The sequence below is a fragment of the Galbibacter sp. L-19 genome (assembly GCF_056857615.1).
This window is the reverse complement of record NZ_JBSXNL010000036.1, coordinates 1-24,284: the sequence shown is the minus strand read 5'-3', so window position 1 is coordinate 24,284 and position 24,284 is coordinate 1. Positions and strand designations below refer to the sequence as shown.

At 33.1% G+C, this 24,284-nt stretch carries 28 protein-coding genes and 1 pseudogene; 23 read left to right on the top strand and 6 right to left on the bottom strand.

The window, feature by feature from the left end; translation table 11 throughout:
* Positions 1 to 42 precede the first annotated feature (42 nt).
* The 3 genes from AC13CQ_RS03710 (at position 43) to AC13CQ_RS03700 (ending at position 3,258) form a co-directional block, all read left to right on the top strand.
* Complete coding sequence (locus tag AC13CQ_RS03710; RefSeq protein ID WP_008616089.1) at positions 43 to 1,770, top strand: sodium:solute symporter family protein; 1,728 nt, start codon at positions 43 to 45, stop codon at positions 1,768 to 1,770.
* Complete coding sequence (locus AC13CQ_RS03705) at positions 1,754 to 2,743, top strand: Gfo/Idh/MocA family protein (protein WP_008616088.1); 990 nt, start codon at positions 1,754 to 1,756, stop codon at positions 2,741 to 2,743. The genes AC13CQ_RS03710 and AC13CQ_RS03705 overlap by 17 nt, the downstream gene beginning before the upstream one ends.
* A 62-nt stretch (positions 2,744 to 2,805) precedes the next feature.
* Positions 2,806 to 3,258, top strand: coding sequence for a GNAT family N-acetyltransferase (locus tag AC13CQ_RS03700; protein ID WP_008616087.1), 453 nt, complete (start codon positions 2,806 to 2,808; stop codon positions 3,256 to 3,258).
* Positions 3,259 to 3,420: 162 nt separating this feature from the next.
* Here AC13CQ_RS03700 and AC13CQ_RS03695 read toward each other — a convergent pair whose 3' ends face one another.
* Complete coding sequence (locus AC13CQ_RS03695) at positions 3,421 to 4,377, bottom strand: PhoH family protein (protein ID WP_008616086.1); 957 nt, start codon at positions 4,375 to 4,377, stop codon at positions 3,421 to 3,423.
* A gap of 188 nt (positions 4,378 to 4,565) precedes the next feature.
* Between AC13CQ_RS03695 and AC13CQ_RS03690 the strand changes: the two genes are divergently transcribed.
* From AC13CQ_RS03690 to dnaN, 4 genes are all read left to right on the top strand, one after another.
* Entirely contained in the window at positions 4,566 to 5,396 is an 831-nt protein-coding gene (locus AC13CQ_RS03690; RefSeq protein WP_008616084.1) for an SAM hydrolase/SAM-dependent halogenase family protein, read from the top strand.
* A 187-nt stretch (positions 5,397 to 5,583) separates the two neighbouring features.
* Complete coding sequence (gene gldF / locus AC13CQ_RS03685) at positions 5,584 to 6,282, top strand: gliding motility-associated ABC transporter permease subunit GldF (protein ID WP_008616081.1); 699 nt, start codon at positions 5,584 to 5,586, stop codon at positions 6,280 to 6,282.
* A gap of 1 nt (position 6,283) precedes the next feature.
* Positions 6,284 to 7,948, top strand: coding sequence for a gliding motility-associated ABC transporter substrate-binding protein GldG (gene gldG, locus AC13CQ_RS03680; RefSeq protein ID WP_008616079.1), 1,665 nt, complete (start codon positions 6,284 to 6,286; stop codon positions 7,946 to 7,948).
* A 72-nt stretch (positions 7,949 to 8,020) separates the two neighbouring features.
* The gene (dnaN, locus tag AC13CQ_RS03675) at positions 8,021 to 9,139 is read left to right on the top strand and encodes a DNA polymerase III subunit beta (RefSeq protein ID WP_008616076.1); all 1,119 of its coding nucleotides are present in this window, start codon (positions 8,021 to 8,023) and stop codon (positions 9,137 to 9,139) included.
* A gap of 92 nt (positions 9,140 to 9,231) precedes the next feature.
* On the opposite strand, the gene AC13CQ_RS03670 is transcribed toward dnaN, so the two are convergent.
* The 3 genes from AC13CQ_RS03670 to AC13CQ_RS03660 all read right to left on the bottom strand — a co-directional run bounded on the left by AC13CQ_RS03670 (position 9,232) and on the right by AC13CQ_RS03660 (position 11,144).
* On the bottom strand, positions 9,232 to 9,573 hold the full coding sequence (locus AC13CQ_RS03670; protein WP_008616075.1) for a DUF4870 domain-containing protein: 342 nt from the start codon (positions 9,571 to 9,573) through the stop codon (positions 9,232 to 9,234).
* Positions 9,574 to 9,691: 118 nt separating this feature from the next.
* Entirely contained in the window at positions 9,692 to 10,630 is a 939-nt protein-coding gene (locus AC13CQ_RS03665; RefSeq protein WP_008616074.1) for a mechanosensitive ion channel family protein, read from the bottom strand.
* A gap of 25 nt (positions 10,631 to 10,655) precedes the next feature.
* The gene (locus tag AC13CQ_RS03660; protein ID WP_008616073.1) at positions 10,656 to 11,144 is read right to left on the bottom strand and encodes a Dps family protein; all 489 of its coding nucleotides are present in this window, start codon (positions 11,142 to 11,144) and stop codon (positions 10,656 to 10,658) included.
* Positions 11,145 to 11,306: 162 nt separating this feature from the next.
* On the opposite strand from AC13CQ_RS03660, the gene mnmE reads away from it, so the two are divergent.
* From mnmE to AC13CQ_RS03605, 11 genes are all read left to right on the top strand, one after another.
* Positions 11,307 to 12,731: a tRNA uridine-5-carboxymethylaminomethyl(34) synthesis GTPase MnmE gene (mnmE, locus tag AC13CQ_RS03655; RefSeq protein WP_008616072.1), complete on the top strand. Its 1,425-nt coding sequence runs from the start codon at positions 11,307 to 11,309 to the stop codon at positions 12,729 to 12,731.
* Positions 12,732 to 13,009: 278 nt separating this feature from the next.
* A complete protein-coding gene (locus AC13CQ_RS03650; protein ID WP_335587310.1) occupies positions 13,010 to 13,390 on the top strand; it encodes a helix-turn-helix domain-containing protein in 381 nt (126 codons plus the stop codon).
* Between the two features lie 7 nt (positions 13,391 to 13,397).
* On the top strand, positions 13,398 to 13,592 hold the full coding sequence (locus AC13CQ_RS03645) for a helix-turn-helix transcriptional regulator (RefSeq protein ID WP_482882706.1): 195 nt from the start codon (positions 13,398 to 13,400) through the stop codon (positions 13,590 to 13,592).
* Positions 13,593 to 13,608: 16 nt separating this feature from the next.
* Complete coding sequence (locus AC13CQ_RS03640) at positions 13,609 to 14,757, top strand: tyrosine-type recombinase/integrase (protein WP_337900173.1); 1,149 nt, start codon at positions 13,609 to 13,611, stop codon at positions 14,755 to 14,757.
* Positions 14,758 to 15,498: a hypothetical protein gene (locus AC13CQ_RS03635; RefSeq protein ID WP_337900172.1), complete on the top strand. Its 741-nt coding sequence runs from the start codon at positions 14,758 to 14,760 to the stop codon at positions 15,496 to 15,498.
* 113 nt (positions 15,499 to 15,611) lie between these two features.
* Positions 15,612 to 15,893: a helix-turn-helix transcriptional regulator gene (locus AC13CQ_RS03630; protein ID WP_474507302.1), complete on the top strand. Its 282-nt coding sequence runs from the start codon at positions 15,612 to 15,614 to the stop codon at positions 15,891 to 15,893.
* Positions 15,894 to 15,967: 74 nt separating this feature from the next.
* Complete coding sequence (locus tag AC13CQ_RS03625; protein ID WP_474507303.1) at positions 15,968 to 17,173, top strand: primase-helicase family protein; 1,206 nt, start codon at positions 15,968 to 15,970, stop codon at positions 17,171 to 17,173.
* A 205-nt stretch (positions 17,174 to 17,378) separates the two neighbouring features.
* Positions 17,379 to 18,233 carry a toprim domain-containing protein gene (locus tag AC13CQ_RS03620; protein WP_474507551.1) on the top strand — a complete coding sequence of 285 codons (855 nt, stop codon included), beginning with the start codon at positions 17,379 to 17,381 and terminating at the stop codon, positions 18,231 to 18,233.
* A gap of 119 nt (positions 18,234 to 18,352) precedes the next feature.
* Complete coding sequence (gene mbpA, locus AC13CQ_RS03615) at positions 18,353 to 18,670, top strand: mobilization protein MbpA (RefSeq protein WP_008616066.1); 318 nt, start codon at positions 18,353 to 18,355, stop codon at positions 18,668 to 18,670.
* A gap of 11 nt (positions 18,671 to 18,681) precedes the next feature.
* Positions 18,682 to 19,539: a relaxase/mobilization nuclease domain-containing protein gene (locus AC13CQ_RS03610; protein ID WP_474507753.1), complete on the top strand. Its 858-nt coding sequence runs from the start codon at positions 18,682 to 18,684 to the stop codon at positions 19,537 to 19,539.
* 11 nt (positions 19,540 to 19,550) lie between these two features.
* On the top strand, positions 19,551 to 19,997 hold the full coding sequence (locus tag AC13CQ_RS03605) for a DUF6730 family protein (RefSeq protein WP_474507752.1): 447 nt from the start codon (positions 19,551 to 19,553) through the stop codon (positions 19,995 to 19,997).
* A 48-nt stretch (positions 19,998 to 20,045) separates the two neighbouring features.
* On the opposite strand, the gene AC13CQ_RS03600 is transcribed toward AC13CQ_RS03605, so the two are convergent.
* Entirely contained in the window at positions 20,046 to 20,363 is a 318-nt protein-coding gene (locus AC13CQ_RS03600) for a hypothetical protein (RefSeq protein ID WP_474507549.1), read from the bottom strand.
* 8 nt (positions 20,364 to 20,371) lie between these two features.
* The gene (locus AC13CQ_RS03595) at positions 20,372 to 20,602 is read right to left on the bottom strand and encodes a hypothetical protein (RefSeq protein ID WP_337900168.1); all 231 of its coding nucleotides are present in this window, start codon (positions 20,600 to 20,602) and stop codon (positions 20,372 to 20,374) included.
* Here AC13CQ_RS03595 and AC13CQ_RS03590 point away from each other — a divergent pair.
* The 5 genes and pseudogenes from AC13CQ_RS03590 to AC13CQ_RS03570 all read left to right on the top strand — a co-directional run.
* Positions 20,601 to 20,860: pseudogene (locus AC13CQ_RS03590) on the top strand (integrase core domain-containing protein); the annotation flags it as partial. The gene AC13CQ_RS03595 and the pseudogene AC13CQ_RS03590 overlap by 2 nt on opposite strands.
* Positions 20,861 to 21,234: 374 nt before the next feature.
* Positions 21,235 to 21,393 carry an HTH domain-containing protein gene (locus tag AC13CQ_RS03585; protein WP_474507548.1) on the top strand — a complete coding sequence of 53 codons (159 nt, stop codon included), beginning with the start codon at positions 21,235 to 21,237 and terminating at the stop codon, positions 21,391 to 21,393.
* A gap of 88 nt (positions 21,394 to 21,481) precedes the next feature.
* Positions 21,482 to 22,207 carry a DUF6088 family protein gene (locus tag AC13CQ_RS03580; protein WP_008616061.1) on the top strand — a complete coding sequence of 242 codons (726 nt, stop codon included), beginning with the start codon at positions 21,482 to 21,484 and terminating at the stop codon, positions 22,205 to 22,207.
* Positions 22,204 to 23,187, top strand: a complete 984-nt coding sequence (locus tag AC13CQ_RS03575; protein ID WP_337900166.1) for a nucleotidyl transferase AbiEii/AbiGii toxin family protein — start codon at positions 22,204 to 22,206, stop codon at positions 23,185 to 23,187. The genes AC13CQ_RS03580 and AC13CQ_RS03575 overlap by 4 nt, the downstream gene beginning before the upstream one ends.
* Positions 23,188 to 23,246: 59 nt before the next feature.
* On the top strand, positions 23,247 to 23,435 hold the full coding sequence (locus AC13CQ_RS03570; RefSeq protein WP_040880281.1) for a winged helix-turn-helix domain-containing protein: 189 nt from the start codon (positions 23,247 to 23,249) through the stop codon (positions 23,433 to 23,435).
* The last annotated feature ends 849 nt before the right edge of the window (positions 23,436 to 24,284 follow it).

Below are 24,284 nucleotides of genomic sequence, written 5' to 3'. Positions count from 1 at the left end.
TTTTTGTTTTTTATCTAATTATGATTTCAAACAAATAGTACTATGGAATTAATCGATTGGATAGTACTAACGGGTACCCTACTATTTATTGTAGGGTACGGTTATTTAAAAACCAAAGGAAGTCAAAACGTATCCGACTATATTTTAGGTGGTAATGAGGCAAAATGGTATACCGTTGGCCTTTCTGTAATGGCAACACAGGCTAGTGCTATTACTTTCTTGTCTACTCCTGGACAAGCTTTTCATGACGGAATGGGGTTTGTGCAATTCTACTTTGGACTTCCACTGGCCATGATAATTATCTGTGTGGTCTTCGTCCCTATTTATCATAAATTAAAAGTCTATACTGCCTATGAATTCCTAGAAAATAGATTCGATTTAAAAACACGTTCCTTAGCTGCCATTCTCTTTTTAATACAACGTGGATTGGCTGCAGGAATTACCATATATGCGCCTTCTATAATATTATCTGCGGTTTTAGGCTGGGAAACAAAAACTCTAAATATTGTTATTGGGATTTTGGTAATAATATATACTGTTTCTGGTGGGACAAAAGCGGTAAGTGTTACGCAAAAGCAGCAAATGTTTGTTATAATGACAGGAATGTTTACGGCTTTTTATTTAGTAATGAGTTACCTCCCAGAAGATATAACCTTTAGTAAGGCTATGAAAATAGCGGGTGCTAACGACAAACTTAACATCCTTGATTTCTCTTTAAACCCTAAAAGTCGTTATACATTTTGGAGTGGAATTACGGGAGGCCTCTTTTTAGCCCTCGCCTATTTCGGAACCGACCAAAGTCAGGTACAACGCTATTTATCGGGGAAGTCAGTTAGAGAAAGTCAGTTAGGACTTATTTTTAACGGTCTGTTTAAAGTACCGATGCAATTTTTTATACTGTTAGTTGGAGTTATGGTTTTTGTGTATTACCAATACAATCATTCTCCTTTAAATTTTAATCCTGCTGCAGTAGAAGCGGTACAACAATCGGAATATGCCGATCAATATCAGCAATTAGAAAAGCAACATTTGGCGCTCGAAAAAGATAAAAAAATGGCTCAAGAGCGATTTTCCGCAGTTTTAGATGTTAAAGATTACGAATTAATTGTAGCTGCTAAAAAGCAAATTCAAGATATCAATAAAAAAGAAATAAAAAGTCGCCAAGACGCTAAAGCTCTTATTCAAAAAGTAGATGAAGATTTAGAAACCAACGATAAAGATTATGTTTTTATACATTTTATACTGAATAAAATTCCAACAGGACTTATGGGGTTATTGTTAGCTGTAATATTTTCGGCTGCCATGTCTTCTACAGCATCCGAATTAAATGCTTTAGGAACCATTACTACCATTGACCTTTTTAGAAGAAGACAAAAGAAAGAACACGATGAAAAATACTATTTAAATGCTACTCGTTGGTTTACATTTGGATGGGGGATTATAGCCATTTTGTTCGCTAATTTTGCTTCGCTTTTAGATAATTTAATCCAATTAGTAAATATTATCGGTTCTATTTTCTACGGAAATGTACTCGGAATATTTTTAATAGCATTTTTTATAAAATTTATTCGTGGAAATGCCGTTTTTATAAGCGCCATTGTCACACAAATAGCCATCATCCTTATTTACTATTTTGCCATTCATCGATATGATGCAGGAGATGAAAAACTAGGATATTTATGGCTAAACTTTATTGGTTGTGCCATGGTCATTATTATTGCTATAATCTTAGAAATTTTAAACAGAACAACCAATGCTATCAAGAAATAAAAAAATAAAATGGGGAATTCTAGCCCCTGGTCGTATTGCTACTAAATTTGCTCAAGACTTACTAACGGTTAAGGATACAGAATTATATGCTGTTGCATCTAGAACACTAGAAAAGGCTGAAGAGTTTAAAGAAACCTATGGCGCTAAAGTAGCCTATGGAAATTATATGGATTTAATTACAGATCCTAACGTTGATGCCATTTACATTGCCACACCTCATACTTTTCATAAAGCATATTCCATTGATTGTTTACTGAATAAAAAAGCGGTACTCTGTGAAAAGCCCTTGGCTTTAAATAGTGCCGATGTAGATGTGATGCTGCAAACGGCAAAGCAAGAAGGTGTTTTGTTAATGGAAGCGTTATGGACTGCTTTTTTACCTCATTACCAAGATGTTCTTAATTTTTTAGAGGAAGGGAATTATGGAAAAGTAGTATCTATTGATGCTGATTTTGGGTTTTATCGTGAATTTGATGCCTCTACTCGATTATTCGACAAACAATTAGGTGGCGGAAGTTTATTAGATATTGGAATCTATCCTATTTTTTGCGCAATGTCTATTCTAGGCAAGCCAGATGACATCCAAGCAAATGGCACCTTTTTTGAAACAGGAGCAGACTCTTCTTGTAACATGATTTTTTCTTATAAAAATGGAGCTGTTGCTAGGCTTTCTTCAACATTAAAAGAAGAAACTCCCACAGAAGCTACCATAAAATGTGAAAAAGGAACTATAAAATTACATACGCAATTTCACAGACCTACTTCTGTAACTTTTACTGATGCAGATGGAAAACAGACAACCAAGGATTACGATGTAAATACATTAGGATATAATTTTGAAATAGCTCATTTTAACGAACTTTTACGCAGTGGAAAAACAGAAAGTCCTATTATGACTCATAAGTTTAGTCATCAACTCATGGAAATTATGGATAAAGTAAAAGAAGAAATTGGCTTGAGTTACTGCTATTAAATTGTAAGTAAAAGAAAAAGCAACTACCTAGAGACAAACATAGGTATATTCAAATCTAAATAATGAATTTAGTTAAAGCTGCTATTAACGACAATAAGTTACTCACAGAAATAACTATTGCTTCCAAATCTCATTGGGGCTATTCTGAAGTTGAAATAAAAAAATGGATTCCAGAGCTTACTATCACTTCGGAGTATCTACAAAAGAATTATGTATACAAACTTATAGCTTCTGATAAGCTTGTTGGCTTTTTTGCTTTTATTATACGAAGTAAGGACACTATTGAATTAGATTTCTTTTTTGTTTCTCAAAAACATATTGGAAGTGGTTATGGTGCAGTATTAATGAATCATTTTTTAGCAAAAGTAAAAGAACTAAAATATCACAAAGTATTTTTAATTGCCGACCCAAATGCTGAAAAATTTTACGCCAAATTTGGTTTTAAAGTAACCAATTATAAAAAGAGTAATATTATAGGAAGATTACTACCTGTAATGGAAAAAACATTTGAATAGGAAACTAAAATTTTCTAATCAACTACCTCGAAGCAAGCCTACGAGATATTCAAAGAAAAATAATTTAATCCATTTAGACGTAGAGCCCTTGGGTAAACTCAAGACAGGCTCTAGGAATAAAACCCTTAATGAGGGATTCAAATGTCTTTTTAGGCTTGCTTATTAAGCATTATTATGTTCAATGGTTTTATAAGATGCAATAATATCTTTTACCAAACGGTGGCGAATTACATCTTTATCATCTAAGTATAAAATTCCAATTCCTTGCACGTCTTTTAACACCAAAATAGCTTCTTTAAGTCCCGAAGTAATTCTACGAGGTAAATCTATTTGTCCTGGGTCTCCAGTAATAATAAACTTAGCATTTTTCCCCATTCTGGTAAGAAACATTTTCATTTGTGCATGACTCGTATTCTGTGCTTCATCTAAAATAACAAAAGCATTATCCAATGTACGTCCACGCATAAAAGCCATCGGAGCAATTTGTATTACTCCTGTTTCTATATAATTAGCAAGTTTTTCAGCAGGAATCATATCTCGTAATGCATCATAAAGAGGCTGCATATATGGATCCAATTTTTCTTTTAAATCTCCTGGCAAAAACCCAAGACTCTCCCCTGCTTCTACAGCTGGGCGTGTTAATATAATTCGGCGTACTTGCTTTTCTTTTAATGCTTTTACAGCCAGCGCAACCCCTGTATATGTTTTTCCAGTTCCAGCAGGACCTATAGCAAAAACCATATCATTTTTACGCATCAACTCAACTAAGCGTTGCTGGTTGGCTGTTTGCGCTTTTATAAGTCTTCCGTTAGCACCATGCAATAAAATTTCGCCATGGATTTTAGCATCTATTTCTTCTTGCCCACCTTCACTAGTTAGAATTCGCTCAATGGTATTTTCATCTAGCTTATTATACTTACCAAAATGCGTGACCAACATATCTAGTCGCTTATCAAATTCCTCTAACAATTCTTCATCGCCATAGGCCTTTATTTTATTTCCGCGAGCTACTAATTTCAGCTTCGGATAATACTTCTTTAATAAGTCAATGTTAACATTGTTTGGTCCAAAAAAGTCTTTTGGATTAATTTCTGTGAGTTCGATGATAAGTTCGTTCAAAAGCCAATTTTTAAGTGAGTATTCATCTAAAAGTATTCGTATAAAAAATACGTATAAAAATGGAAAATCTATTACTTTTTAGTAGGTTTGTGCTAAACATTTATCCAAACCTAAGTTTGTTACCATTTCTAACAAACTTAAGCAAAAAAACACTTTCTTAAATTAAAAAAATATCAACATTTCAATAAATGGCTATAATAACTTTAACTACAGATTTTGGTGTGCGAGACCACTTTGTAGGCGCTATAAAGGGATTTATACTCAGTGAAATAGAAGGTGCTACCATTGTTGATATCTCACATTTAGTAAGTCCTTTTAACATCGTGGAGGCTTCTTATATCTTAAAAAATGCCTACAAAACATTTCCAGAAGGAACTATACATATTATTGGGGTAGATTCTGAATTAACTCCAATAAACAAACATGTAGCTGTAAAAATAGATGGACATTATTTTATTGGTGCAGACAACGGAATCCTTTCTTTTTTAGCTAAGGAAATAAACCCTGAAAAGATGGTCGAAATTAATATTCACGACCGTATTGAGAGTGTGTTCCCCGTTTTAGATGTTTTTGTAAAGGTTGCAGGACATATTTCAAGAGGTGGTACTTTGGAAGTAATTGGAAAATCGATAGGTGAATTGAAAATGTTGAAAGGTTTATCGCCAATTATTAACAATGAAGAAAACCAGATTACGGGAACTGTAATTTATGTTGACAATTACGGAAATATAATTACCAATATTTCAAAGCAAACTTTTGAACGCTATAAAAGGGGACGTAATTTTGAACTATGGGCAAGGAATCATAAATTCACAAATATTTATTTTAAATACAGTGATAGTATTAACTTTGATGCAGAAAACGTAACCAATAAAGATGGTGAGAAATTGGCTATTTTTAATTCAGCAGGACTAATAGAGATTGCCATTTATAGAAGCAACTTAGATACCGTTGGAGGAGCTTCTACGCTTTTAGGCCTTTCTTATAGAGATACGATTACGGTAAATTTTAAGAATTAAGGGAGCGAATTTTGAATTTTGAATTTTGAAAAAAGTATTGAGCATGAAAAACTCACAAAACAATTTAACATTTTAACTAGATCACTCTTAGGTTTTTAACATAAAAAGCTTTCAACCAAAAAATATAAACCATTAACTATCAACTTTCAACCTTTAACTTTTTAACTATAAACTATAAACTAACTAAGTGACAGCAATTATAAAAAGAGAAATAAGTAGTTTTTTTTCCTCCCCCATTGCCTATTTGGTTATTGGGTTATTTTTAGTTCTTAACGGCTTATTTTTATGGGTATTTCAAGGGGATTTAAATATTTTTGAAAGCGGATTTGCAGATATGAATCCCTTTTTTCAATTAGCACCTTGGGTTCTTATATTTTTAATTCCGGCGGTAACTATGAAGTGTTTTTCCGAAGAGAAAAAAACAGGAACTTTAGAATTACTACTTACCAGTCCAATTAGCAAAACACAAATTGTTTCAGGGAAGTTTTTAGGGACTTTTTTACTGATTTTTATCGCCTTAATCCCTACATTACTATATGTGTATACCATTTGGCAACTTTCCAATCCAGTAGGAAATATAGATTTAGGAAGTATTATAGGTTCTTATTTTGGACTCCTATTTTTGGTATCTAGCTATACAGCTATTGGTGTTTTTACCTCTTCTCTTACAGACAATCAAATCATAGCTTTTATTGCTGCTGTTTTTCTCTGTTTTATTATGTATTATGGCTTTTCAGGGATTGAAAAGAGCTCATTTATAGAAACTTTCAGCTTAAAATACCATTTTGATAGTATTAGTCGCGGTGTAATAGACGTTCGAGATATTATTTACTTTATAAGTATTACAGTTTTCTTTTTAGTAGTAACCATTTTTAAATTAAAGTAACTTGAAAACTATTAAAAATAACGCTACAAAGATTGCCCTATTAATTCTAATCCTTATTGGAATTAATTTTTTAAGCTCTTTTTTAGTATGGAGGTTCGATCTTACAAAAAATAAAAGATATACACTTTCGGAAGCTTCAAAAAATACTGTAGAAACAGCAAATCAAGTTATTATAATTGATGTTTTACTCTCTGGAAATCTCCCTTCAGAATTTAAACGTTTACAAACCGAAACAAAACAACTACTAGAAGAGTTTACGACTGTAAATAATAAAATTAGAGTCAATTATATAAACCCATTAGATAACAACAATTCAAAGCAACAAAATATACAATCATTACAAGAACTAGGCCTCACCCCTGCTTCTGTAACTGTTGAAGAAGGAAATAGCATGTCTCGAGAAGTAGTTTTTCCTTGGGCTTTGGTAAATATGGGGGAGAAAACCGTTAAAGTTTCGCTATTACAAAATACTTTAGGTTCTAATAGTGAGCAACGAATTAATAATTCGGTACAGCAATTAGAATACGCTTTTGCAGATGCTTTCAAACAGCTTACCATTACCGAAAAAAAGAAAATTGCAATCTTAAAAGGGAATGGAGAAATTCAAGATAAATATTTAATTGATTTTCTAATTAATCTTCGTAATTACTACCAACTAGGAGAATTTAATTTAGATTCCCTTAAAAACAATCCGAAGCAAGTACTAGAAAATCTAAATCGTTTTGACGCTACTATTATTGCTAAACCAACAGAGAGATTTTCTGAAAATGAAAAATATATTTTGGATCAATTCGTAATGAATGGAGGAAAAACCCTTTGGATGGTAGACGAAGTGGTGGCCGATCTAGATAGCCTTCAAAACGAAAATTTTTCATCTTTTGCATATCCCCAAGATTTAAATCTTGACGATATACTGTTCCGATATGGGGTGAGAATTAATAAAACCCTGATCCAGGATTTAATCTCCTCACCCGTTACCGTTACCGACCAAAATGGGGAAATTCCTATCAATTGGTTTTACTCGCCTATGGTTTCACCAACCAATAATCACCCAATAAACAAAGGCGTTAATGTAGTAAAATTAGAATTTGCCAATGGTATTGATACACTTCCAAATGCCATAGATAAAACTATTTTATTACAAAGTTCCCCACAGTCTAAAGAAGTTGGAGTTCCTAGAGCCTATAGCTTAGACGAGTTTGATACACAGCAGGACATTGCTACTTTTAATGACGGAAATAAAACTTTAGGAGTTCTATTGGAAGGAAACTTTACTTCAGCATTTAAAAATAGAATTAAACCATTTAAAATTGACGGAAATAAAGAGAATGTAGGATCTAAAAATAAAATGATTGTTATCTCCGATGGAGATATTGTAAACTACAATTATGTTAATAAAAAGCCATTAATTAATGGTGTTGATAAGTGGACCAAACAGGTTTATGGAAATAAAGATTTCTTAATAAATAGCGTTAATTACCTTTTGGATGAAGATGGACTTATAAACATTCGTTCCAAAGAGATTGCCTTATCATTTTTAAACAAGGAAAAAGTGTATCAACAAAAAACAACGTGGAAGCTTATAAATATTGGACTTCCCATAGTTTTAATAGTTCTTTTTGGCATGTTATTTAATTACTTCAAAAAGAAAAAATACACAGTTTAAATGTTGATAAGTTATTTTCTGTAAAAAAATCAATTAAGATATCTTTGTAAGTGTTAGAAAACTGAGAATTCAATGAAATTTATAGTATCAAGTTCATATTTATTAAAACAACTTCAAGTATTAGGAGGTGTAATCAACAACAGCAACACATTACCAATACTCGATAATTTTTTATTTGAATTAAATCAAAACCAACTTACAGTATCGGCTTCAGATTTGGAAACAACAATGAGTTCGGTGCTAGAAGTAGATTCAGATTCTGAAGGAAGTATTGCTGTACCAGCAAAATTATTGTTGGACACCTTAAAAACCTTTCCAGAGCAACCACTTACTTTTGTGGTTGAGAACAATAATACCATAGAAATAAGCTCCAATCATGGTAAATATGCGTTGGCATATGCGGATGGTGCTGAATTTCCTAATTCTGTAGAGTTAGCAGACGCCAGTTCTACCACCATTTTAGGAGATATTTTAGCAACAGCAATTAGCAAGACTATTTTTGCTTCTGGAAATGATGATTTACGCCCTGTAATGAGCGGAGTATTTTTCCAGTTTTCTCCAGAAAACTTAACATTTGTTGCTACAGACGCTCATAAATTAGTAAAATATCAACGTCATGATGTTACTGCTTCTCAGGTTGCAGAATTTATCATGCCAAAAAAACCTTTAAATCTTTTAAAAGGGATTTTAGCTGGTAGTGAGAGTGATGTTACGATTGATTATAATGAGAGTAATGCTAAATTTACTTTTGATAATATCGAATTAGTTTGTAGACTTATTGACGGTAAATATCCTAATTACGAAGCTGTAATTCCAAAAGAAAACCCAAATAAACTTACTATAGACCGTTCACAATTTTTTGGTTCTGTAAGAAGGGTTTCTATTTTCTCAAACAAAACAACACATCAAATACGTTTAAAAATTGCTGGAGCTGAATTAAATATCTCTGCAGAAGATGTAGATTATAGCAACAAAGCAGAAGAACGTTTAACGTGCGATTACCAAGGAGATGATATGGAAATTGGGTTTAATTCTAGATTTCTAAATGAAATGCTAAATAACTTAACTTCAGATAATGTATCTTTGGAAATGAGTTTACCAAATAGAGCAGGTATTTTAACTCCTATTGATGGTTTAGATGAAGGAGAGCATGTAACAATGCTGGTAATGCCTGTTATGTTGAATAACTAGTAAACAAACACTAACTAATTATATTTAATAAACCCCGTTTAAATTGTGTGTTAATTTATAACGGGGTTTTTATATTTTAAAAAGCTACGATCCTATTTTATAATTTGTAAACTAAAAGGATAGTATACCTCTTCTCCATTATTTACTTTAATTGCATTTACAATAGGGAATACAAAAGCAATAATTCCGACCGCAATTAAGGTTAAAATTCCTAATCCGAAAAAGAAAATCAACGGAATACTTACCAAAGAGTAAATAATAATACTTAATTGAAAATTGATAATAGACTTTCCATGATTGTCCATATTCATTACACTTTCCTTATTACAGAGCCATAAAACTAATGGTACAATAAGTCCGCCAAATCCAGTTATATAATCTAATAACTGACTCAAGTGTGCGGCTACTAATAATTGATTGTCTGTTCGTTGCATTTTAATTATGATTGATGGTTTATATTTAAAAGACGAACAGAAATAAAAAATGTTACAAAATATTACTCAATAATTAAGATTTATTATTTAAACACTCAAAAATGTACACTAACACGGTTTACTCCTTTCCGTATTTTTCTTCACTTACAATACCTTCCTGAGAGTCTTCCTCATTAGAATTTTTCTGGTTTTTAATACTTAATTTATTAGAAAAATCAATTGTTCTAATTGGAAATGGAATAGTAATACCATTTGCATCAAAAGCTTTTTTAATTGCTATAATTGCATCTCCTTTAGCTTTAGCTGTTTGCAATCCGGTGGTAGAATTCATCCAAAATCGGGTTTCAAAATTTATAGAGCTATTATCAAACTCCGTATAAAAAAAGATAACTTCCTCTTTATTCTTAACAGAATCGAATTTTTCTGATATTGTTTTAATCACTAATTCTTGAACAAATTCCAAATCAGAATCATACGCAACACCACATGAAACGGAAATTCTAGTTTTAGAAGTTATTGAATAATTTTTTAGAGGATTTTCAATCACCATTTTATTAGGTATAGAAACCATATTATTATCCTTTTCACGGATAGTTACTGTACGTAAGTCAATATCTACAACTTCCCCTGAATAATCATTACATTCTATCCAATCGCCCATTTTAATATAATCAACAAACGAAAGTACAATCCCAGAAAAAGTATTCGCAATAGTTCCTTGTAGTGCTAAACCAATTGCCAAACCAGCTACCCCTGCTCCCGCTAAAAGCGAAGTAAGCACTTTATTAAGATTAAGTATCCCAAGAGCCAAGAAAAGTCCAGCTAAAATAACGGTAACAGAAATTAATCTAGCAGAAACTTTTTTAACGGTTCCTTGCATTGAAGATTTAGCAAGGAGCCTTAACATTAAAGAGTTTACATAACGTGAGAGAAAAAACGAACCTGCAAATACAATAATTGCTAGTATAACATTAGGAAGGCTCACAACTATTACATCTAGCCATGAGCCTAACTGTTCTATCATTTTATCCCACGCACTTTCTAATCTTTCTTCCATAGAATAACGTGAAAATTAGTGTTAATTATTTTAATCCTTGGTTTGTTTTCATTCTCCAAGCGTCTAGCATCCAAGAAGTTTTCTCCAATTCTCTAATGTATGCGCCAATTAAATCAATAGTACCCTCATCTCCACCTTTATCTGCTGTTTCAACCACTTTACGCATCTGTTTTAGAATAATTCCATGGTCTTCTAATAAAATTTCAATCATCTCGATATCAGTTTTATCACTATCAGATTCTTTAATACTAGAAGTCTTTAAATAATCAGAGAAATTACTTACTGGTTGATGTCTTAAAGTTAAAATTCGCTCAGCAATCTCATCTACTTTCAATTTTGCATCATCATAGAGTTCTTCAAACTTTTCATGTAAGTCAAAAAAGTTTTTCCCAAAGATATTCCAATGGAAATTTCTAAGCTTTTGATAGTATAAATGATAATCTGCTAATAGAACATTTAACTCTTTAACTGTATCTTGTGTTTTATCTTTATCTAAATTCAAATAATTTTTCATTGTATTTTTTTTGGTTTTAAAATTATATCCTAAAGATACAAATTACACCTACAAAAACTTCCATTTTAACAAGATTTAACTTGCAATGTTAACCAAATTAATAAGTTATTTTTTACAATATTACTTCATATAGTATTTGTATTTTTACACAAATTTTTGTGTATGAATATTCAAGACAATATTATTGCCTTGGCAACCCCATCGGGAGCTGGAGCAATTTCTGTACTACGTATTTCTGGAAAAGAAGCTATTTCTATTGCTGATGCTCATTTTAAATCCATCAGAAAAAAGAAACTATCAGAACAGAAATCGCACACCATACACTTAGGACATATAATAGATGGGCAGAAAATACTTGATGAAGTTTTGGTTTCCATTTTTAAGGGACCTAATTCTTACACTGGGGAAAATGTTATAGAAATATCCTGCCATGGTTCTCCATTTATTCAGCAAGAAATTTTACAACTTTTTTTAAGGAATGGCTGTAGAATGGCAGATGCTGGAGAATTTACCATGAGAGCTTTTTTAAACGGAAAATTAGATTTGAGTCAAGCCGAAGCTGTAGCCGATTTAATTGCATCCGACAACGAAGCGAGTCACCAAATAGCCATGCAACAAATGCGTGGTGGATTTAGTAGTGAAATTAAAAAGCTTCGGGAGGAGCTCTTAAACTTTGCCTCTTTAATTGAATTAGAACTTGACTTTGCTGAAGAAGATGTTGAATTTGCAGACAGAACTCAGTTTATTGAATTACTTAATAAAATTCAGCTTGTATTAAAAAGGTTAATCGACTCCTTTGCTGTAGGAAATGTTATAAAAAATGGAATTCCAGTAGCCATTGTTGGAGAGCCTAATGTAGGAAAATCCACGCTTTTAAATGCTCTTTTAAATGAAGAAAGAGCAATTGTAAGTGATATTGCTGGAACTACCAGAGATACTATTGAAGACGAAATAAGCATTGGAGGCATAGGATTCCGTTTTATAGATACCGCTGGAATACGAGACACCAAAGATGTAGTAGAAAGCATTGGTATTAAAAAAACCTTTGAGAAAATAGAACAAGCACAAGTAGTTGTTTATTTAATAGACAGCACCAAACTTATAGGAAACAAAGATTTTATAAAAAATATCCGCCTTGAATTAGAGAAAATCAAGAATAAATTCCCACAAAAGCCCTTGGTAATTATTGCCAATAAAAAAGACCAAATCTCAGAAGATTTACAGGATTTTATACTCACCGAAATAGCAGATATAGCCCATACAAATGCTAAAACTAAAGCTTTATTAATAGCTGCCAAAGGAAACTCTGGAGTTGAGGAGTTAAAAAATATACTTTTAGAATTTGTAAATACAGGGGCACTAAGAAATAATGAAACCATTATTACCAATTCTCGTCATTATGACTCTTTATTAAAAGCTTTAGAAGAAATTAATCATGTACAAGATGGAATGGCAAATGGTATTTCTAGCGATTTATTAGCCATTGATATCCGCCAAGCACTATACCATTTTGGAGAAATAACTGGAGAAATAACCACAGACGATTTATTAGGAAATATTTTTGCTAATTTCTGTATTGGGAAATAGACATGTTGTTTTTTACTTTCCTTTAGCATCTTTTTATTTATAATAACCTATTAATCAATTAATTATTATATATTTTTGAGATGATAACTTTCTTTAGTTACTCATTTTTTCACTATTTTTGTACCCTATTTACACCTCGTCCATATTTTTTTTAGCATGAGATACAAATTTTACACCTCGTTAGGTCAAATGTGGCACTTAATTAACTAATATTATACAATATCACCTGATATTAACTAATGTAATCTAATAATAGAACTAATAAAATGAACACTTGAATGAGTTCAAATATTGAAATAATCCGGGTTTGTGAGTTTTGTAAAAAGGAATTTAAAGCGCGGACAACGGTAACCAGATTCTGTTCTCATAACTGTAACAGAAAAGCATATAAAGCAAGAGTTAAGTCTGAAAAGATTCAGAAATCTAATATTGAAACGACTAGGAAAAGAACCAGGTCGCACCAAGAAAAGCCTCAGGATATTGAGCTTATTCAAACGAAGGAGTTTTTAACTGTAAAGGATATAGCCCTACTTATGAATTGTTCTAGGCAAACTGTTTACAAAATAATTAATTCAGGAAAGCTGAAACCGGCAGATTTAAATATTAAGAAGTTCATTATTAAACGATCAAGCCTGGATAAATTATTGAGTAATGAATAAGGTTTATATGCAAATACTAAATGAGAAGGAGGTTCTAACAGTAAAAGAAGTGGCAAGCTTATTAGATTGTTCTGTAAGAACGGTATATCGGAAAATTAATAAAGGGCACCTTAAAGCAGTAAATTTGTCTTATAGGTTAACCAGAATCAAACGTTCGGATATCGATAGCATCATTAGTAATATGCCTTCTAAAGGAGATTAACTTAAAATTGTTGATTATGAAAGTACACCTTAGAAAGAAAAAACTGAAAAGTGGGAAAACCAGTCTCTATATTGAATATTATAAAGGCCATACAACCAACTCAAAAGGAAAGGTCGTACCCCTTCGAGATTTTGAATATCTGGAACTCTATTTGATTACGTCCCCTGAAACAGCAGCTGAGCAAAGGAAGAATAAAGAACAACTTGAGTTAGCTCAACAGATTCTGGCTATTCGAAAGGCAGAAGTATATCAGGGTAAATTCAAAATTCAGAACAATCATAAAGGAAAAGTAAGCTTTTTGGACTTTTATGAGCAAAAGAAAGAAGAACGATACCAAACCAAAGGCAATTATGATAATTGGGATGCAGCACAAAAACATTTAGAGCGGTATTGTCCCAAACATATGACATTTAATGAAGTTGATGTTGAATTCATCAAAGGATTTAAAAAATATCTTGATACGGTTGCCGTTACCAAGAGTCAAAAAAAGCTCTCACAAAATACCAAACATACCTATTTCAATAAATTCAAGGCTTGCCTGAATGCCGCTTTTGATGAAGGATATCTGAAAGAAAACCTCATTAAAAAAGTCAAAGGCTTTTCTATGGGAGAGTCGACCAGAGAATACCTCACATATGATGAGCTTCAAAGATTATCGCAAACCCTTTGTAAGATCCCTTTACTAAAACGAGCCTTTATTTTTTCAGCATTGACCGGAATCCGGTGGTCTGATGTTAATAAATTAAAATGGTCTGAGGTACGTGACGAAGGTATGGATGACTCCGGTAATCCTACTTTCAGAATTGTTTTTCAACAAAAGAAAACCGAGGGAGTTGAATATTTGTATATCTCTCAACAAGCCAGAGACCTTTTGGGAGAACGCAAAGATTCCAAGCAACGTGTATTCAAGGGGCTACGTTACAGTGCCCACATGAACCTTCAATTGCTCCGTTGGTGCATGGCTGCTGGTATAACAAAACATATCACTTTTCATTCTGCCAGGCATACCAATGCGGTATTGTTGTTAGAAAACGGTGCAGATATTTACACAGTTTCAAAACGTCTGGGACATAAAGAGATCAGAACAACAGAGATTTATGCCAAGATTATTGATAAAAAAATGAAGGAAGCTGCATATCTGGTTCCCAACTTAAACATAGAATAGATGATGGATAACTACATTTTCAAAGCTTTGATTACCCTAATTATGCTCTACACCATCGGCAGAATAGCATTTAAGTACTTCAAAATCCTTACTCTGTTTATGTTCAATGAAGCCATTCATTGGGATAAGTATGTAGAAAAACCTAGACTATTTCTTCATTGCTTTGGAATTTTTATGATGTTCCTTGCTTTAAAAACAAGTAAACTTTGGGAAGATCCGGGAATCCTGAATAGTATTACTCAAATCCTGTTTTTACTCGTATTTATTTTGGGTGCTTTAACCTGTCATTTTACCTGGACAAAAAAATTCGAAAGTACCTTCATTCAGAAAGTAAAACAGACTCTTAATCCGGTATCCAAACTATCCACATCGATTACCAATCAAACTATGATCCAGGGTATTTGGAAAACTTTTGTAAGCAAAGGATACTTCTCATGTAATCTTGAAACCTTTGAAGCTTTATTAAAGCTAAAGAATCCAGACAAACGAATCCAATGGAATTATACTATAATGAAGAATCCAAATGAGTTAAACCGCCAACCACTCTTCGAGATCCTTAGCTGCATTTTTACAGAATTTGAAAGCTTAAGTAATTCTGAGATTATCCGGTTTTGTAATAAGTATTTCTGTGATCCCAATAACAATACAATCAGTATTACTTCTAAAAATGTAACCGACTGGAAAAATAACACCTCCGATTACCTAAAGGAAATCTCAGATATATTTAAGGGTAATTACTGATATTTTACCTTTACCCTATTGGTTTTCAGCTTCCTTTACTTATATCTTTATTTCAGAATTCTACTAAAGAAAACAAAGCGCTTTGTTCATTATTAATCTTTAAATCGGATAAAATGGACAACATCAAATTAGAAGAGAAACTCGATAGGATTGAGAACCTCCTGTTGGGCTCTAAAAAAGTACTCACCCTGGAAGAAGCTTGCGATTACACCGGTATATCGAGAAGCTATCTTTACAAGTTGACCTCTGCTGGAATTATACCCCATAGCAAGCCTAACGGGAAAATGATATTCTTCGACATCGACCGCCTTAATGAATGGCTTTTAAGGAACGACCGTAAATCCAAATGCGAGATCAAAAACCAGGCATTGGATTATGTCCTGAAGAAACGATAGTTTTTAGCTCTAATCGCTATTTACATTTACCTCATTAGCCTGTATTTCACATGCAGGTTATAAATCATAGTTATATGAAAACAATACCATACATAAGGGTAGGTACTACATTTTACAAATTGGTGAAAGCACCCACAATAGCAGGACATTTTGATGAATTACTTGTCCCCTGGAACGAGCATCTGATCAAACAGGATCACGGGAAGGATTTTCTGGGCAAGGTACCCAAATATGACGGATTTACCTGCATCCCAAACCATACCGGTTTCAAAAAGGAGTATCACAACTTTTATAATATCTATTCGCCGCTTAGAAATACTCCTAAAGAAGGAAATATTGAAAAGACCTTATCCTTTATACATCACATTTTTGGAAAACAAAAAGAACTTGGTTTGGATTATTTACAATTATTGTATCAAAAACCAACGCAAATTCTCCCTATACTTTGTTTGGTTTCCAAAGAAAGAATTACGGGAAAAAGTACTTTTTTAAAATGGTTAAAAGAGATATTTGAGAATAATCTTACTTACCTAACCAATGACAGTTTTGGGAGTCAATTCAATTCTGATTGGACAAACAAGCTCCTTATCTGCATAGATGAAGTGCTTTTCAATAAAGAAGAACTGACCGAGCGTATTAAATACCTCAGTACCACCAACAGGAATAAATTAGAATCCAAAGGCAAAGACAAAAGAGAAGTTGAGTTTTTCGGGAAGTTTATTCTCTGTAGTAATAATGAAGATAACTTCATTAAAATAGATGCCAATGAGACCCGATTTTGGATTCGGAAAATACCTTCCTTAAAAAAGGAGGATACTAATTTTTTGGAGGCACTTATTCTGGAAATTCCTGCTTTCCTTTATTTTTTAAAGAACCGTAAACTTCAAACCAGACAAACCACTCGGATGTGGTTTACACCAAAGGATATTTACACCTCTGCACTTCATAGGTTGATTAAGCATAACAGAAACAGAGTAGAAAAGGAATTGGCGAGTATTCTTTTAAGCGCCATGGATAAGTATGAACTCGATTCCATTGCTATATGTCCTATTGATGCCTTGCACATGTTAAACAAGACAAGAGTAAGAACAGATCTTACACAATTAAGGAGGTTGTTCAAAAGAGAGTGGAAACTGGAGAACCAAAAAAATTCCAATAGCTATCAAAGAATTACCATTTGGAGCAATGGCGATATCAATATGGAAGATGCTAAAGGAAGGTACTTCACGGTGGAAAAAGAATTTTTAATTAAAAATTTTGATGATTTGATGACAGAATAAGCGAATGTCAGGTTTTATAAGGGCTACGGTTGTCATCAAATTGTCATCATTCTTTCATCAAAATAAAAAGTGATGACAGAAATTTAGGTATTATAATCAAAAATGATGAAATGATGAAAAATTGATGAAGCTGTGAGGTCAATCTATTAAAGGGATGAACGTGTTTTTTCATCAAATCATCAAAAAAACTTACAAAATAAAGCATATGAAAAAAGAACTATTGAATTGTGAAACAGCCCGCAATATTTGCATTGTTCAAACATTGGCGAAACTAGGGTATTTTCCCACTCGGAAATCAGAGAAAGAAGCTTGGTTTTTAAGTCCTTTTCGGTCTGAATCAAAAGCCTCTTTTAAAGTGTCTTTACGTTTAAACCGATGGTATGATCATGGAGCTGGTATTGGAGGCAATGTTATTGACCTTATCTGTCTGATAAAACAATGTTCGGTTAAAGAGGCTTTGGAATTATTGGATCATGAAGCTTTTAATTTTTCTTTTCATCAGCCGCCTCGTCTAGAAAAAGAGTCAGGGATTAAGGTTGTTCAAGTGAAGCCCATCCACCACCCTGCCCTACTCGATTATCTTAAATCACGAAGAATTAAACCGTCAGCAGCACGGTGTTATTGTAAAGAAGTTCATTATAAGCTGGAGGATAAAAAGCATTTTGCCATGGGTCTTGAAAATGTTTCTGGAGGTTATGAGCTTCGAAACAAATTATATAAAAGCAGCGTTTCTCCCAAGGACATCACCCTTATTAAAAATCAACAGTCCAAGCTCCTCATATGTGAAGGCATGTTTGATTTGCTTTCCCTGACTTGTTATGACCCTACCCTTTCTAAAAAAGCAGACCTCCTTGTTTTAAACTCGGTGGCATTTGTTAAAAGAGCTGCTGATTACTTGAAAGATTACAAGCAAGTAGCCCTCTATTTGGATCGGGATAAGGCAGGTAAAAAAGCGACCGAATTTTTATTGGGTGTACATTCAAGGGCTGTAGATAAATCTGAATTATATAAAGGCTATGATGATGTAAACCAGTGGTGGATAGCTAAAGCGGGTGGGTAATTGCGAAGCAATTTCAAGATGTGTTTTTGTTGCCACAAAAACCATCTTGCTTTACTCCCGAAGGTCGCAAAGGGTGCAGCATTAAAAGTGAAATACTTCCTCATATAAATAATTAAATCATGGCAAAAGCCAAAGTAAAAATAAAAGCAACCTATGTCAAATTTCGGTGTACCCGATTTGAAAAGAGATTGTTACAGGTCAAAGCAAAAAGAGCGAACCTCAGTTTGAGTTCTTATTGTCGGATGACGGCTTTGGATGACAAGATCATTGAGCGGTTTACCGAAGAACAAATAGAAGTTTATAAAACCCTTATTCAGTACCATCATCACTTTAAACGCATTGGGAACATGTTTAAAAAAAGGAATCCCAAGCTAACCGATGAAGTTTACCAACTCGCTGAAGAAATCAAAAACCATTTGCAAAATTTTAAAAAATGATAGGAAAAGGAATGGCTATAGCACATACAGGGGCTTCTATGCGTTATGGAATGAATCAGGAAAAAATGTCAGAAGTGGTCTATAAAGCACACTTAGCTGGAGAGACTCCATCAGCGGTAACTCAGGAATTTAAGATTATACAAGATACCAATTCCCGTTGCCAGAAAAACACCTTGAGTTTTGTACTCAGTCCAACTGTGGAAGATGGAAAGAAATTGAGTGTAAAAAAGCTGGAGGAGCTTACCAATAGGTTTGTAAAACAAATGAAACTACAACAGCATCAAGCCATGGCTTTTGTACACCGAGATAAACAACACCTTCATGTTCATTTGTATGTAAATCGCATTGGATTTGATGGAAAGGCTTATAATGACAGTTATATAGGAAAGCACAGCCAAATGGCAGCAGAGAAAGTGGCTAAAGATATGCATTTAACCACCGCTAGAGAGGTGCAACAAGCAAAACAACAATCGCTATTACACATTCGGGCACTTATCAAACAACAACACTTAAAAACTTTACAAACCAGACCCAAAACCGTAGATCAGTATATAAAACGCATGCAAAAACAAGGAGTTAAAGTGATTCCTGTGATTAATAAATCCAAGCAATTGCAGGGGTTTCGGTTTGCCTATAAATCGCATAACCTAAAAGGAAGTGCTGTGCACAGAGAAATGTCAGGCGGTAAAATACTACAAGCGATTTCTTATAACAATGCAAAGGGACTAAAACTATCAAAAGATAATACCCTTAAAATAGTAAATCAAACAGTAACTCTTAATACTAATCTAGCAGCATCCATCGCTAAAAAAGTAGCAAAACATGTTATTAAAAAAGCTATTGACACGGGGATTGGGATTGGTTATTAAAATAGAAAGCAATGGCAAAATTAGAAGAAATAGCAGCTTTGCTGACGGAGGAAATTGAAGAATTTAATGTATCGGTAGCTAAATTAGAAGGGCTGTCAAAAAAGCTTCGTGAAGTAAAAGTGAAAGCTGATACTTCACAGATTGAAGATCTGTTGGAAACACATCTAAAAAGGCAAGCGCAATTTGAAGAAGCTCAGGCTACAAACACAAAAGACTTAATTCATAGTATGGATAAGTCCATGCTATTTCCGAAATGGATAGTGGTATGTAGTATTATATACATCGTGCTTTTATTAGTATTGGGTTTTAGCACGCTAAGTTACCGACATACGAATCAGCAGCTAAAAAACAAAAACGAACGTATAAAAAGACATTATCAAAGTTTTATAAAGGCATCTCCTGAAGTTGAAGCACACTATTTGAATTGGATAAACCCTCCTAAAAACCAAACGAAATAGTATTAGTTATGGTAAGATTTGGGGATTCATTTTCCCAGTAAAGAAAGCCTAGTTTTCTTTTTTCAAAAGCTTGTATGACTCATCCAAAAATCCCCCTTCTTCAAAGGGCAAAAGATTGTTTGCCAGTTCTAAAGTCCTACGAATATCTATACCATGATCTTTAATCCTGGGCGGTGAAAATGTATCGCCTTGTGCCGCCAAGATACTTACATTGATCAATGCTTCAATGGTAATAAACAAATCGGTATATCCATCAAATTCCAAAAAGGAGGGTTTATATTTTTCTTTCCGCAAATTGGAAGGCTCCAATGTGTTTAATTTATTTTTGGCCAATACTCGTAATTCCTTGATTTGTTTCTTTTTCATAGCGTTTATTATTTTAATTCTAATTGTTTCATCATAATGTTCACCTCGTCCAAAAACTCCATTTCTTCATATGGCATAAGCTGGGTAATCAATTTCAGAACTTCACTCGTATTGAATTCCGGCTCCCCTATAAACTCATTAGTAACATAATCTGCATGTAAAGCCATAATACATGTCTTAAGCAAATACAAAATAAGATCCATGGCTTCCTTATAGCTGTCCAATGGTAATAGCATCATATCCCTTAAATATATACAGCCAGGAAAACCAACACAAAATGCATTTATAGAACGGTTTAATGGATCCTACAGAAGAGGCGTCCTTAATAAATATATTTTTGATAACTTAGATCAAGTACGAGAGCAAACACAAATTTGGATGGATGATTATAACCATTATCGTCCACACAATACTTTAGATAATCTATCCCAGTAGCCTATGCAAAACTTAACAGTTCTGTCGATATCGACAGAACTGTTAAAAACAAGTATCTTTGACAATCTAGCAGTTCTAATTGGGGGGAGTCTACACTTGGCCGAAAATGCCGGCTATGGCTTCGACAAGATCGAAACCAACTGGGAACAATACAACCATACAGCACCCGAGTATGATATTAGTTTTGATGCTACCATTTTAAAATTTTATACCCAAAAAGAGGAAGCTGGAGCCAAAACTTCGGGGAAACTTCGGAGAAGCTTCAGGAAGCACTTAAAAGCGACACCGTTGATAAGGGGTTGATATTAAGTATTTTAAATACGGATGCTGAAAAATATATAAATGCATTAACTTCAGATTTTCCAAAAACTTCGGAGAAACTTCGGAGAAGCTTTTAAAGGGTAGCAGCTTTAACACAGTGAAATTATTAATGCTTATGGAAGCTGATAGCACCATAACAGCAGAAAGAGCAAGTAAAATACTTGAGGTTTCTTCAAGAACCATAGAAACATATATTGCTAAATTGAAAGAATCACAATTAATAGAACGACAAGGGTCTTATAAAGAAGGGACTTGGAATACTATAAGGGAATAAACCTACATTTTAGGCAATAAAAAATAATTTGTCCAGTTTTTTATAAAATTAACTGGACATTTTTTATATTTACAAAAAGTTAAATCCATTGAAAGTTACTGATTATATAGTAGATATTATAAATAGATTCCCAAAAGGCTATGTATTCACCTATGAAGATTTTTCAGTCGAGGTGAATAAAAAGGAAGCCGTGATTAAGGCCCTTAATCGTATGGCAGCTTCAGGGCGTATTACAAAACTCTCAAAAGGAAAATATTACAAACCGGAAAAAACCGTATTTGGTGAATTGGTTCCGGAGCAATATCAAATTGTAAAAGACATCTTGGAAGATGATGGAAAGATAATAGGGTATCTCACAGGATTAAGTATTTACAATAAATTGGGGTTGACGACTCAGGTAAGTAATACTATTCAAATAGGGAAAAATGAAATCCGTCCAACCTTTAGCCGTGGGCGCTATACTATTGCTTTTATTAAGCAAAAAAATACGATTACTAAAGAAAACATTCCTTTATTACAGTTATTGGATGCCATTCGATACATCAAAAAAATTCCTGATACTACAATGGTGTCTGCATGTAGAAGGTTATTTGCCATAATAAAAGATTTGCCCAAGGAAGATTTATATACAATGGTTCGTTTATCTAAAAAATACCCTCCATCTACCCGGGCGCTTCTTGGGGCTATACTAGATGAACTTGGACAAGTTGAAATAACAGAAATACTGCAAAAGACGTTAAATTCAATTACATCATATAAGTTTCCGGGAATAAATACAGTATTATCGAACACCGAAAACTGGAATATTAAATGAAACTACACGAAAATAAAAAGCTCTTTACACAGGCTGTCAGGTTTACAGCCCAGGAAATGGACATCCGAGACGTTTATATAGAAAAAGATTACTGGATTACTTATGCTTTATATACTATTTTTACCCATGAAATTGGAAAAGAAGCTGTTTTTAAAGGTGGAACAGCATTGTCCAAATGTTTTGGTTTAATTGACCGGTTTAGTGAAGATATTGATCTAGTTGTTCTAAGGAATGAAGGAGATTCTGGTAATAAACTCACTAATAAAATTAAGAAAATCAGTAAGGTAGTATCTTCTGTACTGAATGAGGTAGAGTTAGAAAATGTTACTCAAAAAATGGGCATGAACCGAAAAACAGCTCACTCCTATAACAAAGAGTTTAAAGGAGATTACGGTCAGGTTCGAGATGTGATAATTGTAGAAGCTACCTGGTTGGGATATTTTGAACCCTATACCGAGAAAATGGTAAACTCCTATGTTTATGATATGATGAAAAATACTGGCCAGTTACAAATGATTTCGGAATATGGATTGGAACCTTTTGAGGTAAAAGTACTCGATCCCAAAAGAACCTTATGTGAGAAAATAATGAGTTTGGTTCGGTTTTCCTATGAAGAAAATGCAATAGAGGACTTAAAAAAGAAAATACGCCATACTTATGATTTATGCCTAATGCTTCAAAATGAAGGGCTTTCAAAATTCTTTTATTCAAGAGCTTTTGAATCTATGTTGCTTAAAGTCGCTAACGACGACGTAGAAAGCTTTAAAAATAATAATGCCTGGTTGGTCTACCATCCAAATGAAGCCTTGATTTTTTCCAATTTGAAAAATGTGTGGAGTCAATTAAAAAATATTTATAGTGGCAATTTTAGAAAGTTGGTTTATACCAATGGCAGGTTTCCTAATGAAAGTGAAGTTGAAGAAGCATTGATGAAAATTAAGGAAAGATTGAGTTCAATACCATGGGATATTAAAATTTAAATTATCCTATTTAATGAAGATAAGTAAGTGGTGCAATATGTAATGCAATAGGAGGCGCAATGGAAAGTTTAACCGAAAGACAGGTAGAAATCTTAGAATTAATAAAGGAAAACAACAAAATAGCTTACCTGGACGTCGCCCAACGATTAGAAATAAACAATTCTGCTGTACAAGCACATTTCAACACTCTAAAGGAAAAAGGCATCATCAAAAAATTGGAAGTACTAGAAGGTATTGGGAAGTTTTAAAAAGATAAAGTCCATCATAAAAATTTGTAAGCCTATAATCTTAATATTAAGATATTTTTGTCAGGTTATAATCTTACTTTTAACGGAAGTTTGTCAGGATAAAACCTTACGTTTTGAACTAAAAGCAGTTCAACAACCAAATAGAACTATTGATAACCTTTGAAAATGACAATCCCGGACTAGCCAAAAAGTAGTAAACAAAAATATAGGTTAACGGAAAAAGGAAAACAGATTAAATGATTTTGAAGGCGATTTTATAAATTTCAACTTGAGTATAAATTTTAGCCAAAAAATGAAAAAGATATTACCGGCTTAAAAAAACAGTATTAATTTTTTGTTTCTCATTTGTACCTTATACCCTGTTAACTCCTGTAAAATAAGGAAAGTTACATATTGTATCGGGAAATAGAAATTAATTAAAACTAAAAAAATAATAAATGTTATCTATAACTCAACTATCACAAATATAAACGCAGGCATTATTATTAAGTATCATATGCAAATTTTAAGCTTTTTCTGTTAATTCATTATATCCTGTTTTTTGTAATATTATTTCGTTATTCAAAATATGGTTTTATCTTTGCTTATCAGTAATTGAAGTTTAAACGATGCGAATAGTTACCTACAAAAGAATAAAGGAGTTTATAGTATTGCACGCAGACAGTGAAAACCCTTTAAACTTTTGGTATCATACGGTAACTGGATAGAGCGGGCAAAGTGAACCACCTACAGCGGATGAAAGTGAGCATAGCAAAGTAAGTGCTCAAAATCGATTCATTTGTGGTTAAATTTAGTCTTTATTTTTCATTTTTTTACGCATAGATTCTCCTTTAATATCTATTCTGTGTG

Coding starts and splice junctions, on each gene's coding strand:
- AC13CQ_RS03660 (WP_008616073.1), bottom strand. CDS start 11,144: ATGAAAAATTATTTGAATTTAGATAAAGATAAAACACAAGATACAGTT.
- dnaN (WP_008616076.1), top strand. CDS start 8,021: ATGAAATTTATAGTATCAAGTTCATATTTATTAAAACAACTTCAAGTA.
- AC13CQ_RS03700 (WP_008616087.1), top strand. CDS start 2,806: ATGAATTTAGTTAAAGCTGCTATTAACGACAATAAGTTACTCACAGAA.
- AC13CQ_RS03640 (WP_337900173.1), top strand. CDS start 13,609: ATGAAAGTACACCTTAGAAAGAAAAAACTGAAAAGTGGGAAAACCAGT.
- AC13CQ_RS03705 (WP_008616088.1), top strand. CDS start 1,754: ATGCTATCAAGAAATAAAAAAATAAAATGGGGAATTCTAGCCCCTGGT.
- mnmE (WP_008616072.1), top strand. CDS start 11,307: ATGAATATTCAAGACAATATTATTGCCTTGGCAACCCCATCGGGAGCT.
- AC13CQ_RS03710 (WP_008616089.1), top strand. CDS start 43: ATGGAATTAATCGATTGGATAGTACTAACGGGTACCCTACTATTTATT.
- AC13CQ_RS03630 (WP_474507302.1), top strand. CDS start 15,612: ATGGACAACATCAAATTAGAAGAGAAACTCGATAGGATTGAGAACCTC.
- AC13CQ_RS03665 (WP_008616074.1), bottom strand. CDS start 10,630: ATGGAAGAAAGATTAGAAAGTGCGTGGGATAAAATGATAGAACAGTTA.
- AC13CQ_RS03610 (WP_474507753.1), top strand. CDS start 18,682: ATGGCTATAGCACATACAGGGGCTTCTATGCGTTATGGAATGAATCAG.
- AC13CQ_RS03575 (WP_337900166.1), top strand. CDS start 22,204: ATGAAACTACACGAAAATAAAAAGCTCTTTACACAGGCTGTCAGGTTT.
- AC13CQ_RS03690 (WP_008616084.1), top strand. CDS start 4,566: ATGGCTATAATAACTTTAACTACAGATTTTGGTGTGCGAGACCACTTT.
- AC13CQ_RS03670 (WP_008616075.1), bottom strand. CDS start 9,573: ATGCAACGAACAGACAATCAATTATTAGTAGCCGCACACTTGAGTCAG.
- AC13CQ_RS03570 (WP_040880281.1), top strand. CDS start 23,247: ATGGAAAGTTTAACCGAAAGACAGGTAGAAATCTTAGAATTAATAAAG.
- AC13CQ_RS03645 (WP_482882706.1), top strand. CDS start 13,398: ATGCAAATACTAAATGAGAAGGAGGTTCTAACAGTAAAAGAAGTGGCA.
- AC13CQ_RS03650 (WP_335587310.1), top strand. CDS start 13,010: ATGAGTTCAAATATTGAAATAATCCGGGTTTGTGAGTTTTGTAAAAAG.
- AC13CQ_RS03595 (WP_337900168.1), bottom strand. CDS start 20,602: ATGATGCTATTACCATTGGACAGCTATAAGGAAGCCATGGATCTTATT.
- AC13CQ_RS03605 (WP_474507752.1), top strand. CDS start 19,551: ATGGCAAAATTAGAAGAAATAGCAGCTTTGCTGACGGAGGAAATTGAA.
- AC13CQ_RS03600 (WP_474507549.1), bottom strand. CDS start 20,363: ATGAAAAAGAAACAAATCAAGGAATTACGAGTATTGGCCAAAAATAAA.
- AC13CQ_RS03625 (WP_474507303.1), top strand. CDS start 15,968: ATGAAAACAATACCATACATAAGGGTAGGTACTACATTTTACAAATTG.
- AC13CQ_RS03620 (WP_474507551.1), top strand. CDS start 17,379: ATGAAAAAAGAACTATTGAATTGTGAAACAGCCCGCAATATTTGCATT.
- AC13CQ_RS03635 (WP_337900172.1), top strand. CDS start 14,758: ATGATGGATAACTACATTTTCAAAGCTTTGATTACCCTAATTATGCTC.
- mbpA (WP_008616066.1), top strand. CDS start 18,353: ATGGCAAAAGCCAAAGTAAAAATAAAAGCAACCTATGTCAAATTTCGG.
- AC13CQ_RS03585 (WP_474507548.1), top strand. CDS start 21,235: ATGGAAGCTGATAGCACCATAACAGCAGAAAGAGCAAGTAAAATACTT.